Here is a 12,577-nt window from a genome sequence, read left to right on the forward strand (position 1 = left end):
CGAGATGCTTCTGATCTATTGCCCCTATTGCGAGGAAGAGCGCTCCGAGCTCGAATTCCGCAATGCCGGTGACGCCCATATCGTCCGGCCTGCCAACATTGCCGGGATCAGCGATGAGGAGTTCGAGGAATTCTTCTTCCTCAGACAGAACCCCAAAGGCCTGATCTTCGAACGCTGGCGCCATATCCATGGATGCGGCCGGTTCTTCAATGCCGCGCGCGATACTGTGAGCGATCGGTTCCACACCACCTACAAGGCCGGCGAGCCGAAGCCCGATATTGCCGCCATTCTAAAGGGCGAGCAGGACAAGGGAGCGGTACGATGAGCGGCGCCAATCGCATTGCAGGTGCCGGCCGCCTGACGCCGGCGCGCACCGCGCGCTTCACCTTCGACGGCCGCACGCTGACGGCGCTCGAAGGCGATACCGTCGCCTCGGCATTGCTTGCCAACGGCGTTCATCTCGTCGGCCGTTCGTTCAAGTATCATCGTCCGCGCGGCATTCTTTCCGCCGGGGCCGAAGAGCCGAACGCGTTGCTCGACGTTTCACGCGATGCAGCCCGTCGTCAGCCGAACGTGCGAGCCACGGTGCAGGAAGTCTTCGACGGCATGAAGGTGGAATCGCAGAACCGCTGGCCGTCGCTTGCCTTCGACGTCGGCGGGTTCAACGACCTCTTGTCGCCGTTCTTTGCCGCCGGCTTCTACTACAAGACCTTCATGTGGCCGAAGGCTGCCTGGCACGCGATCTATGAACCCTTCATCCGCCGTGCGGCCGGTCTCGGTGTCGCGCCGACGGAGCCCGATCCGGATCATTATGCCAGCCGCTATGCCCATTGCGACGTGCTGGTGATCGGTGCCGGTGTCGCCGGCCTCTCGGCAGCGCTTGCAGCTGCAAAGGCGGGTGCCAAGGTGATCCTCTGCGACGAGCAGCCGGAAGTCGGCGGCGCGCTGCGCTACGAAAGGGCCACGACGATCGACGGCAAGGACGGCTGGGACTGGGCGCAGGCGACCGCCAGGACGCTTGCCGCGATGGACAACGTCACGGTGCTCACCCGGACCACCGGCTTCGGCTACTACAACCACAATTTCGTCGGCCTGGTCGAAAGGGTCACGGACCATCTGCCCGCCCTCGACAAGGCGCTGCCGCGCGAACGTCTCTGGCAGGTGCGCGCCAAGAAGGTGATCCTCGCCAACGGCTCGATCGAGCGCCACATGGTGTTCGCCAACAACGACCGCCCGGGCATCATGCTCGCTTCGGCTGGCCGCACCTATCTCAACCATTACGGCGTTGCCGTCGGCTCCAAGGTCGGCGTTTACACCGCGCATGATTCCGCCTACGAGGCGGCCTTCGATCTGAAACGCGCCGGCGTTGCCGTTCCCGCCATCGTCGACTGCCGCGACAATCCGGGCGAAGCGGTGCTGGCGGAAGCCCGCCGCCTCGGCATCGAAGTGCTGACCGGCCACTCCGTCGTCAATGCCGGCGGCAAGCTTCGAGTGTCTTCGATCAGCGTTGCCCGCAACGGCGGCGGATCGGCGCGCAAGATCGCGGTCGATGCGCTGCTGGTGTCGTCCGGCTGGACGCCATCGGTGCACCTGTTCTCGCAGTCGCGCGGCAAGGTGAAGTTCGATGCGGCAACGCAGCGCTTCCTGCCTGGAACCTATCTGCAGGATTGCCTGTCGATCGGCGCCTGCAACGGCACCGACGACCTGCAGGCAACGATCGACGAGGCGCTGGCAGCCGGCGAACTGACCGCGCGCGCGGCAGGCGCCGAGGGCGGCGCTCAGGTGACGCTCCACGGCGACAATGCCTTCACCTGGACCGGCGGCATGATCGGTGCGGCCGAAGGGGCCGGACCCGACACCACCGTCAAGGCCTTCATCGACTTCCAGCACGATGTGTGCGCCAAGGATATCCGGCTTGCGGTGCGCGAAGGCATGCACTCGATCGAGCATATCAAGCGCTTCACCACCAATGGCATGGCGTCGGACCAGGGCAAGCTGTCCAACATGCATGGCCTTGCTATTGCTGCCGAAACGCTCGGCAAGGACATCCCGCAGGTGGGTCTGACGACCTTCCGCCAGCCGTACACGCCGGTGACCTTCGGCGCGATCGTCAATCACTCACGCGGGAGCCTGTTCGATCCCGCCCGCAAGACGCCTGTTCATGCCTGGGAAGAGGCGCATGGTGCCGAGTTCGAGGATGTCGGCAACTGGAAACGTGCCTGGTTCTACCCGAAGGCGGGTGAGGGCATGCATGAGGCGGTCGCTCGCGAATGCAAGACCGTGCGCGAGGTCGCCGGCCTGTTCGACGCCTCGACGCTCGGCAAGATCGAGGTGGTCGGCCCGGATGCGGCCCAGTTCCTGAACCTGATGTACACCAACGCCTGGGACACGCTGAAGCCCGGCCGCTGCCGCTACGGCATCATGCTGCGTGACGACGGCTTCGTCTATGACGACGGCGTGGTCGGCAGGCTTGCCGAGGACCGCTTCCACGTGACGACGACCACCGGCGGTGCGCCGCGGGTCATGAACCACATGGAAGACTATCTGCAGACCGAGTTCCCGCACCTGAAGGTGTGGCTGACGTCGACGACGGAACAATGGGCCGTCATCGCCGTGCAGGGTCCGAAGGCGCGCGAGATCATTGCCCCGCTCGTCGAGGGCATCGATCTTTCCAACGAGGCCTTCCCGCATATGAGCGTGGCCGAGGGCAAGATCTGCGGCGTGCCGACCCGGCTGTTCCGCATGTCGTTCACCGGCGAGCTCGGCTTTGAAGTCAACGTACCCGCCGACTACGGCCGGGCGGTGTGGGAAGCGATCTGGGAACGGGCCGAACCTATGGGCGCCTGCGCCTATGGCACCGAGACCATGCACGTGCTGCGCGCCGAGAAGGGTTATATCATCGTCGGTCAGGATACCGATGGCACACTGACGCCCGACGATGCCGGCCTCTCCTGGGCGGTCTCGAAGAAGAAGGCCGATTTCGTCGGCATTCGCGGCCTCAAGCGCCCGGACCTCGTCAAGGACGGTCGCAAGCAGCTTGTCGGGCTCCTGACCAAGGATCCGAAGGTGGTGCTGGAGGAAGGCGCACAGATCGTCGCCGATCCGAACCAGCCGAAGCCGATGACGATGCTTGGCCATGTGACGTCGTCCTACTGGTCGGAAAATTGCGGCCGTTCGATCGCGCTCGCCGTCGTTGCCGGTGGCCGCGCACGCCTCGGTCAGACGCTCTACGTGCCGATGGCCGACAGGACGATCGCCGTCGAGGTGAGCGACATGGTGTTCTTTGACAAGGAAGGGGGTCGCCTCCATGGCTGATCTGGCAACTGCAACCCGCAAGCCTGCTCTGACTGCCCGCGGCGGTTTCGCTGAGGTGGTCCTGACGCCGGCGCCCGCCGCTTCGCGCCTGTCGCTGCGCGCCGGCGCCGACGCGCTGCCCGGTCTTTCGGCAGCGCTCGGCGTCACCCTGCCGACACGGCCCAAGACCTCGGCTTTGAGCGGCAAGCGCCATGCGCTCTGGCTCGGGCCGGACGAGTGGCTGTTGATCGACGAGGGCGAAGCCGACCTGATGGCTGCGGCCGCCTCGAGCGGCACGCTGCACTCGGCGGTCGACGTCTCCCATCGCAACGTCGCTGTTATCGTCAGCGGTCCGGGCGCCGAAGTGGCCATCAACAGCGGCTGCCCGCAGGACCTGTCGCTGCCGATCTTCCCGGTCGGCGCCTGCTCGCGCACGATCCTCGGCAAGGTCGAAATCGTGCTGCTGCGGATTGCCGAGGACACGTTCCGCGTCGAATGCTGGCGGTCGTTTTCGCCTTACGTCTTCGGCATGCTGTCCGAAGGAGCGGCAGACGCCGGCCACTAAAGCTTTTCCGGGAAAAATGCGAAGCGGGGTCCCGTCAGGAAATGTGTACAGCAAAGAAATAGAGCGTTTCCAGGCATCCGCTGAAGATGGCAACGCTCTCTCGCGCCGCGAATTGCTACGTGTTCTTCGGACTGCGCGGCGCCCCGTGGCCAAACCCGCAATACGACCTTGCCGCCGGACTTCTCCGGCGGCTAAGCTGCCCCCGTTTGCAAGCGGGAGGATAGTTTGAAGACACGTGCAGCGGTGCTCAGGCACGCACCGGTCGAGCGGCCCTATGCCAGATCGCGACCGCTCTCGATTGAGACCGTCGACCTCGACCCACCGGGACCGGACGAGCTGCTGGTTCGCATAGGCGCAGCCGGTCTCTGCCATTCCGACCTTTCGGTGATCAACGGCGACAGGCCACGGCCCGTGCCGATGGCGCTCGGTCACGAGGCGGCCGGCACGGTCGAGGCCGTCGGCAGCGCTGTGCGCGATCTCAAGCCCGGTGATCGGGTGGTGATGAGCTTCATGCCGAGCTGCGGCCACTGCCTGCCTTGCGCGGAGGGGCGCCCGGCGCTCTGCATTCCGGGTGCGGAAGCCAACGGCAAGGGAACGTTGCTTTCCGGCGAGCGTCGGATCCACTGTGATGCCGTTCCGGTTCACCACCATCTCGGCATTTCCGGCTTCGCCGACTATGCGGTCGTGTCGCGCCATTCCGCCGTCAAGGTGGACGGCGATCTGCCGCTGGTCGAGGCGGCGCTTTTCGGCTGCGCCGTGCTGACGGGGGTCGGTGCGATCGTCAATACCTGCCGCGTTCAGGCGGGCCAATCGGTTGCAGTCGTCGGCCTCGGTGGGGTGGGGCTTGCCGCGGTGCTTGGAGCGGTCGCGTCGGGCGCGGAACGGGTGGTCGCTATCGATCTTTCGGAGGACAAGCTCGCGCTGGCACGCTCCCTTGGCGCGACCGACACCTTTGTCGCCACCGACCCGGATGTGGGAGATGCAATACGCGAGGCGACATCAGGCGGTGTCGATCATGCGCTGGAGGCGGCCGGTTCGGTCAAGGCCTTCGAGCTTGCCTATCGCATCACCCGTCGCGGCGGGGCGACCGCGTCTGCCGGCCTTGCCCATCCTTCGAGCCAGATCGCCATTCCGGCCGTCAGCCTGGTCGCCGAGGAGCGTACGCTTCGCGGCAGCTATATGGGAAGCTGCGTGCCGAGCCGCGACATTCCACGTTTCATCGGGCTTTATCGGCGCGGCAAGCTGCCGGTCGACAGGTTGCTGTCGAGTACCGGTCCGCTTGAGGAGATCAACGAAGCGTTCGACCTCCTGGATCAGGGAAAGGTCATCCGGCACGTGATTGCGTTCTGATGAGATCCAGATGGTCGAAACGCGGCTGTCAAACCACAGCGGTGGCGAATGGGCACTGCATTCGAAGAGCTTCGCGATCACATGCTCTGCTCGGCGGGCTTCAACTCGTAAACCGCGTCGCAGATCGCCTGCTGCATTGCGTCTGCCTCAGGCATCGGCCGGGCGATCCTTGGGATCGAACTGGATGATCGTCTGCCAGGTGGCCGTCAGCGCCGGTTTGCGCTCGCCCTCGATTTCGACCGAGACCTCATAGGTGATCATCAGCATGCTGCCGCCGCGGAAGCGCGCGTCGGCCATGGTGAAGTGCCCACGCACCCGGGCGCCACTCTTCACCGGGGCGATGAAACGCACCTTCTCGAAGCCGTAATTGATGCCCATCGTCTGTTCGCGGATCTTCGGCAGGCAGCTGTAGTTCATCGCCGACAACAGCGACAGCGACAGGAAGCCGTGGGCGATCGTGCCGCCGAACGGCGTCTCGGCAGCGGCACGCACCGGGTCGACATGGATATACTGATAGTCGCCCGTTGCCTCGGCGAACTTGTCGATCGTTTCCTGCGTGACCGTGATCCAGTCGGAGACGCCGATCTCGGTGCCGACGCGCGACCTGATTTCGGAAAGTGAAATGTCCTTCAGCATATGACTGTCCTGAAAGTGGCCCCCCGACAAATCTATAGGACGGTCGGGTGAGTTCTAGCAAGTGGTCGGAATAGTTCAGAAATTTTCGACGAAGAAGGAAACCGAGCGAGGAGGCACGAAGGTGGGCGGGGGCTTATCGGAAAGCGCATCCTGCCAGCGGCCGTCGAGGCTTTCGGGCAGATGGATCGGATGCGGCGCGTGGCTGCGATTGACGACGACGGCAAGCCGCGTTGGTCGCTTCTTCTTGCCGTCTCGGGTGGCAAGCACCAACATCAGATTGTCCGTTGCCGGGTGCTCCCAATCGGTCACCACCATCGGGCGGCCATCGAGGCGCAGCCATTCGACATCGCCCTTGCCGGTAAAGAAGGTCGTCTGGCCGAAGACGTCGAAGCGCTTCCTGAGTGCCGAAAGCGCTGCCGTATGGGCGACCAGCGCCTCATCCATCCCGCTCCAGTCGAGCCAGGTGATGTCATTGTCCTGGCAATAGGCATTGTTGTTGCCGCGTTGGGTACGCCCGCCCTCGTCGCCGGCGGTCAGCATGATCGTGCCGCGGGAGGCAAACAACGTGCCGAGAAGCGCCGCCACATCATGCCGGCGGGCGGCCGTAATCTCGGGGTCGTTCGTCGCACCCTCGGTGCCGTTGTTCCAGGAATGGTTCTCGTTGTGGCCGTCGCGGTTCTCTTCGCCGTTCGCCTCGTTGTGCTTGCCGGCATAGGCAACGATGTCGGCAAGCGCAAAACCGTCATGGGCGGCGATGAAATTGACCGTTCGAGTAGAGGCGTCGCCCCAGCGGGAGAACGTATCGGAAGAGCCTGCGAGTGCCGTCGCAAGCGCCCCGATCACATGCCGGTCGCCGCGCCAGTAGAGCCTGACGTCGTCGCGCGCCCGGTCGTTCCATTCGAGAAACGGAGCGGGAAAATTGCCGAGCTGGTAACCGCCGGGGCCGACATCCCACGGCTCGGCGATCAGCACGCGATCGGCGAGCACCGGATCGGCATGAACGGCCTCAAACAGGGGCGCGTCGCGATGGAAACCGGCCATGTCGCGGCCGAGGATCGCGGCAAGATCGAAACGGAAGCCATCGACGCCGGCGGCCAGCACGAAGTGGCGCAGGCTGTCGAGGATCAGCGTCTGCACGACCGGGTGGTCGCAGGCGATCGTATTGCCGCAGCCGGTGTCGTTGATGAGGTCGCCCGGCCTGTCGGTGACGTGGCGATAGTAAGTGAGGTTGTCGAGCCCGCGCATCGACAGCGTCGTGCCGAGCCGGTCGCTTTCGCCGGAATGGTTGAAGACCAGATCGAGGATGACGCCTATGCCCGCCTTGCGCAATGCCTCGACGGTCTGGCGAAGCTCCTTTAGTCCGCCCGGCACCAGCCGTGGATCGAGCGCCATGGGTGCGATCGGATTGTAGCCCCAGCCATTGCTGAGCCCCAGTAGCGGCAGGTGGCGCTCGTCGATCCAGGCGACGATCGGCATCAGTTCGACGGCGGCAACGCCGAGCCGCTTCAAATGGTCGATGATGACGGGCTCTGCGAGTGCTGCGACCGTGCCGCGTTTTTCCTCGGGAATGCCTTGATGCAGCGCGGTGAAAGGTTTGACGGCGATCTCGTAGATCAGCCCACCCGCTTTGAAGATCGGTGGCTTCGGTTTGGCTGTCTTGACGTCCCTGACGATCGCCTTCGGCACGAGATCGGCGGTATCCTCGCCGAAGATGGTGAGCCTCGGATCGTGCCGGAACGGCCGGTCGAGTTCGACGGCGTAGGGATCGACGAGCAGCTTCGATGGATCGAACCAGAGACCGTGATCGGGCGAATAGACGCCATCGGCGCGGAAACCGTAGCGGGTTCCCTTCGGCGCATCGGCAAGCACCAGGCTGTGCAGGTCGCCGTCGCGCGTCATCGGCAGTTGGCGCAATGCCTTTGCGCCTGATTTGTCGAACAGGCAGAGGTCGATGCGTGCGGCATTGCGCGACCAGACGGCAAAGCGCGTGCCTTCCGGGGTCAGGGTGGCGCCGAGGGGTGGCAGTGCATCGGTCGGCATCAATCAGGCACCCTCGGTTTTTCTTACAGCGCCGCGCGTCAATATGACGCGCAAAGGACGCTGTAACACTTTAATTCTGCTGCATAATTTTCTCCTTAAACCGATTCCGATTTCAGGAATTATGCAGGTTGCGATGTCAGGTCTTCGAGCGCCCTCGACGGGGCGCTCCGTCAGGTGATCACGCTTGGCTCGATGCGGCCGGTGCGGGTCTTGATGCCGGCGATCTCGTCGGCAACGAGGATCAGGTCGGCGAGCGCCTCCTGGGTGTCGATATCGTGACGCGCCGGATCCGGCTCGAAACGCTCGATATAGACGCGCAGCGTCGCGCCCGAGGTGCCCGTGCCCGACAGGCGGAAGACGACGCGTGATCCGCCCTCGAACAGGATGCGGATACCCTGGTTCTTGCTGACGGACTGGTCGATCGGATCGTGATAGGAAAAGTCGTCTGATGTCGCCACCTTGAGCGCGCCGAAGGATTTCCCAGGAAGGGTCGCGAGCTGGTCGCGAAGCGCTGCCACCAGACCGTTGGCGGCATCGCTATCCACTTCTTCGTAGTCGTGGCGCGAATAGTAATTGCGGCCGTAGGTCGCCCAGTGCTTGCGGGCAATGTCGAGTGCGCTTTCCTTGCGCACGGCAAGGATGTTGAGCCACAGGAGGACCGCCCAGAGGCCGTCCTTTTCGCGCACGTGGTTGGAGCCGGTGCCAGCACTTTCCTCGCCGCAGATCGTCGCCATACCTTCATCGAGAAGGTTGCCGAAGAACTTCCAGCCGGTCGGCGTCTCGTAGAGCCCGATGCCGAGCTTTTCGGCGACCCGGTCGGCAGCGCCGCTGGTCGGCATCGAACGGGCGATACCGGCGAGACCCTTGGCGTAGCCCGGCGCCAGATGCGCGTTGGCGGCCAGCATCGCCAGGCTGTCGGACGGGGTGATGAAGATGCCGCGGCCGATGACGAGGTTGCGGTCGCCGTCGCCGTCCGAGGCAGCGCCAAAATCGGGCGCGTCGGGCGCCATCATCGTCTCGTAGAGCGCGCGGGCATGCACGAGGTTCGGGTCCGGGTGATGGCCGCCGAAGTCCGGCAGCGGAATGAAGTTCATGACCGAGCCCTTTGGCGCGCCCAGACGCTTCTCGATGATCTCCTTGGCGTAAGGCCCGGTGACGGCGCTCATCGCATCGAAGACGACGCGGAAGCCGCCTGAGATCAGCTTGCGGATGGCCGCGAAGTCGAACAGGCTTTCCATCAGCGCGGCGTAATCGGCCACCGGATCGATGACCGTCACCGTCATGCCGTCAATCACCTGCGTGCCCTCGGCATCGAGGTTGACGTCGGCGACGTCAGAGATCTTGTAGGTATCGATCACCTGGCTGCGGGCATAGATCGCGTCGGTGACCTTCTCCGGTGCCGGGCCGCCATTGCCGATGTTGTACTTGATGCCGAAGTCTTCGGTCGGGCCGCCGGGATTGTGGCTGGCGGAGAGCACGATGCCACCGAAGGCTTCGTATTTGCGAATGACGTTGGAGGCGGCAGGCGTCGACAGGATGCCGCCGCGGCCGACGAGTACGCGGCCGAAGCCGTTGGCAGCCGCCATCTTGATGGCGATCTGGATGACTTCGCGGTTGTAGAAGCGGCCATCGCCGCCGATCACCAGGGTCTGGCCGGCAAAGCCTTCGAGCGCGTCGAAGATCGACTGGATGAAGTTCTCGGCATAGTTCTTCTGCTGGAACACCGGAACCTTCTTGCGCAGGCCCGACGTGCCGGGTTTCTGGTCGCTATAGGGTGTGGTGGTGACTGTTCTTATCATTCTGACTTAGCCTTTCCCGAGAAGACCGGAATATAGAGAGACGTAACGCTCGGCACTTCTGGCCCACGAAACGTCCGATTTCATGCCCTGGGTCTGCAGACGCGCCCAGACTTTCGGTTCGTTGTATGCACGGAAGACGCGCCGGATCGCAAGTCGCAACCCGTCGGCGGTGAGCGGCGTGAACTGGAAGCCGGTCGCCACCTTGGCTGATAGCCCGGCTTCATTCGCGTCGATGATGGTGTCGGCAAGGCCGCCGGTGCGGGCGACGATAGGCACGCAGCCGTAGCGCAGGCCATAGAGCTGGGTCAGCCCGCAGGGCTCGAAGCGCGACGGAATGAGGATTGCGTCGGATCCCGCCTGCATCAGGTGCGAGAGCGGTTCGTTATAGCCGGTGACCATGCCGACATGGCCGCGATGGCGCGAGGCAGCGGCGAGAAGCGCGCCTTCGAGCGCCGTGTCGCCGGAGCCGAGAACGATGAGCTTGCCGCCCATGGCTACGATCTCGTCGGTGACTTCGGCAAGCAGGTCCATGCCCTTCTGCCAGGTCAGCCGGCTGATGACACAGAAGATCGGGCCGTCGCTCTTTTCCAGGGCGAAGCGTTCCTCCAGTGCCCGCCGGTTGGCGGCGCGCTGCTTCAATGTCGTGGCGCTGAAATGCTGGGCGATCAGCGGGTCGCTCGCCGGATCCCAGACATCGGCGTCGATGCCGTTGACGATGCCGACGAGGTCGGAAAGCCTGCTCTTGAGCAGGCCTTCGAGACCCATGCCGAATTCCGGCGTCAGGATCTCCTGCGCATAGGATGGGCTGACGGTGGTGATTGCATTTGCAGTCTGCAGGCCGCCTTTGAGGAAGCCGACATCGCCGTAGTATTCGACGAACTGCATCGAGAAGGCTTCGGGCGGAAGCGCCAGTTCGGCGAAGACTTCAGGCCCGAACTGCCCTTGGAAGGCGATGTTGTGAATCGTCATGACAGTCGGCGTCGAGGCCGCGCGGCCAAAGCGCATATAGACCGGCGTCAGCGCCGTCTGCCAGTCGTGCACGTGGACGATATCCGGCTTCCAGCCGGAAACGACATCGCCGGCGGCGATCTCGGCCGCGGCCAGCGAAAGGGCGGCGAAGCGGCGGAAATTGTCGACATAGTCGCGACCGGTCGCGTCGACATAGGGCCCGCCATCGCGGTCGTAGAGGGCCGGCAGATCAAGCACCAGCAGGTCGAGGCCGTCAAGATCGGCCGCGAGAACCGAGGCCGGGCTGCCGAACAGGTTGGCGAAGTTGCCGACCTTCTTCTTCTTCTTCAGTTTCTGCAGCACCGCTGGATAGCCGGGCACCAGGGTGCGGGTGCGGATACCGTGCGGCGATAGTGCGGCCGGCAGGGCGCCGACGACGTCGGCGAGCCCCCCGGTCTTGACCAGCGGATACACTTCGGACGCAACGGAGAGGATGTTCATCGGCGGCGGACCTACATTCCCAGTTTGTCGATCATCGTTTGGGTGATCAGGCAAACGCCGTTTTCCGAGCGGCGGAAGCGCTTCGCATCCAGTTCCGGGTCTTCGCCGACGACAAGGCCCTCCGGAATGACCACGCGGCTGTCGATCACCACATTGCTGAGCAATGCGCGACGACCGATCTTCACATCGGGCAGGATGACGGCATTTTCCAGTCGTGAATATGAATTTACTCTGACGCCGGTGAAAAGCAGGCTGCGATTGAGCGCAGCGCCAGAGATGATGCAGTCGCCCGACACCAGCGAGGAGGTCGCCGAGCCGCGGCGGTTCTCGTCGTCATGCACGAATTTTGCCGGTGGCTTGATCTCGGCGAAGGTCCAGATCGGCCAGGTGCTGTCGTAGATGTCGAGTTCGGGCGTGACATGCGTCAGGTCGATATTGGCCTGCCAATAGGCATCGATCGTGCCGACGTCGCGCCAATAGGCTTCGCGTTCGAAATCCGAGCGCACGCAGGACCGGTTGAAGCGGTGGGCGACCGCCTTACCGTTCTCAACGATATAGGGGATGATGTCCTTGCCGAAGTCACGGCTCGATTTCGGATCGGCCGCGTCGCGGCGCAACAGATCCATCAGGAACTTTGTGTGGAACACGTAGATGCCCATCGAGGCGAGCGCCATCTCGGGATTGCCGGGAATGCCCGGCGGGTCGGCCGGCTTCTCGACGAAGGCGATGATGCGATCCTTGTCGTCGACATGCATGACACCGAAGCCGGTCGCTTCCATGCGCGGCACTTCGAGGCAGCCGATGGTGACGTCGGCGCCGGAATCGACGTGCTGCTGCAGCATCAATTCGTAGTCCATCTTGTAGATGTGGTCGCCCGCCAGGATGACCATGTATTCGACGCCGTGATCCTCGATGATGTCGATGTTCTGGTAGACCGCGTCGGCGGTGCCTTCGTACCATTGCGTTTCGGAAACGCGCTGGCTTGCCGGCAGGATGTCGAAGCTTTCGTTTCGCTCGGGGCGGAAAAAGTTCCAGCCGCGCTGCAGATGGCGGATCAGCGAATGGGCCTTGTACTGCGTGGCGACGCCGATGCGGCGAATACCGGAGTTGAGCGCGTTCGAGAGCGCGAAATCGATGATGCGGGCCTTGCCGCCGAAATAGACGGCCGGTTTTGCCCGCCGGTCGGTCAATTCCTTCAGACGGCTGCCGCGGCCGCCAGCGAGAACATAGGCCATGGCATCACGAGCCAAGGGTTGCGTACGCTTTTCCACCATTTGTCCTCCCCAAATTGTTTGTTCTTCGGGATCGTCACGGCGACCTTTTGCGACGCCTTGCGGCCCTCGAAATCTCTTTTTGCGCCCCCGCCGTCCGGTTCACCGTCGGGCTGGAACACGCTAGCGTTTTCGAACTAAACGGAGTCGAATAAACGCTCTATCTCTTTGTT

General features: G+C 63.8%; 9 protein-coding genes. 4 read left to right on the forward strand and 5 right to left on the reverse strand.

Going from position 1 to position 12,577, the window contains the following annotated elements; genetic code table 11:
- Window positions 1-4 precede the first annotated feature (4 nt).
- The 4 genes from ABIE33_RS09680 (at window position 5) to ABIE33_RS09695 (ending at window position 5,209) form a co-directional block, all read left to right on the forward strand.
- Complete coding sequence (locus ABIE33_RS09680) at window positions 5-325, forward strand: sarcosine oxidase subunit delta (RefSeq protein WP_429124281.1); 321 nt, start codon at window positions 5-7, stop codon at window positions 323-325.
- Window positions 322-3,315, forward strand: coding sequence for a sarcosine oxidase subunit alpha (locus ABIE33_RS09685; RefSeq protein WP_429124283.1), 2,994 nt, complete (start codon window positions 322-324; stop codon window positions 3,313-3,315). The genes ABIE33_RS09680 and ABIE33_RS09685 overlap by 4 nt, the downstream gene beginning before the upstream one ends.
- Window positions 3,308-3,859, forward strand: coding sequence for a sarcosine oxidase subunit gamma family protein (gene soxG / locus ABIE33_RS09690; RefSeq protein ID WP_429124284.1), 552 nt, complete (start codon window positions 3,308-3,310; stop codon window positions 3,857-3,859). Before ABIE33_RS09685 ends, soxG begins: the two co-directional genes overlap by 8 nt.
- A 225-nt stretch (window positions 3,860-4,084) precedes the next feature.
- Window positions 4,085-5,209, forward strand: a complete 1,125-nt coding sequence (locus tag ABIE33_RS09695) for a zinc-dependent alcohol dehydrogenase family protein (protein ID WP_429124286.1) — start codon at window positions 4,085-4,087, stop codon at window positions 5,207-5,209.
- A gap of 147 nt (window positions 5,210-5,356) precedes the next feature.
- Here ABIE33_RS09695 and ABIE33_RS09700 read toward each other — a convergent pair whose 3' ends face one another.
- From ABIE33_RS09700 to glgC, 5 genes are all read right to left on the reverse strand, one after another.
- Window positions 5,357-5,845, reverse strand: a complete 489-nt coding sequence (locus tag ABIE33_RS09700) for a MaoC family dehydratase (RefSeq protein WP_429124288.1) — start codon at window positions 5,843-5,845, stop codon at window positions 5,357-5,359.
- Window positions 5,846-5,920: 75 nt separating this feature from the next.
- The gene (gene glgX, locus ABIE33_RS09705) at window positions 5,921-7,885 is read right to left on the reverse strand and encodes a glycogen debranching protein GlgX (protein ID WP_429124289.1); all 1,965 of its coding nucleotides are present in this window, start codon (window positions 7,883-7,885) and stop codon (window positions 5,921-5,923) included.
- A 170-nt stretch (window positions 7,886-8,055) separates the two neighbouring features.
- On the reverse strand, window positions 8,056-9,684 hold the full coding sequence (locus ABIE33_RS09710) for an alpha-D-glucose phosphate-specific phosphoglucomutase (RefSeq protein ID WP_429124291.1): 1,629 nt from the start codon (window positions 9,682-9,684) through the stop codon (window positions 8,056-8,058).
- 6 nt (window positions 9,685-9,690) lie between these two features.
- Window positions 9,691-11,133, reverse strand: a complete 1,443-nt coding sequence (glgA, locus tag ABIE33_RS09715; RefSeq protein ID WP_429124293.1) for a glycogen synthase GlgA — start codon at window positions 11,131-11,133, stop codon at window positions 9,691-9,693.
- Window positions 11,134-11,144: 11 nt separating this feature from the next.
- The gene (gene glgC, locus ABIE33_RS09720) at window positions 11,145-12,407 is read right to left on the reverse strand and encodes a glucose-1-phosphate adenylyltransferase (protein ID WP_429124295.1); all 1,263 of its coding nucleotides are present in this window, start codon (window positions 12,405-12,407) and stop codon (window positions 11,145-11,147) included.
- Between the last annotated feature and the right edge of the window lie 170 nt (window positions 12,408-12,577).

Origin of the sequence: Ensifer sp. 4252, from assembly GCF_050434565.1 — a bacterium.
GTDB lineage: Bacteria > Pseudomonadota > Alphaproteobacteria > Rhizobiales > Rhizobiaceae > Ensifer.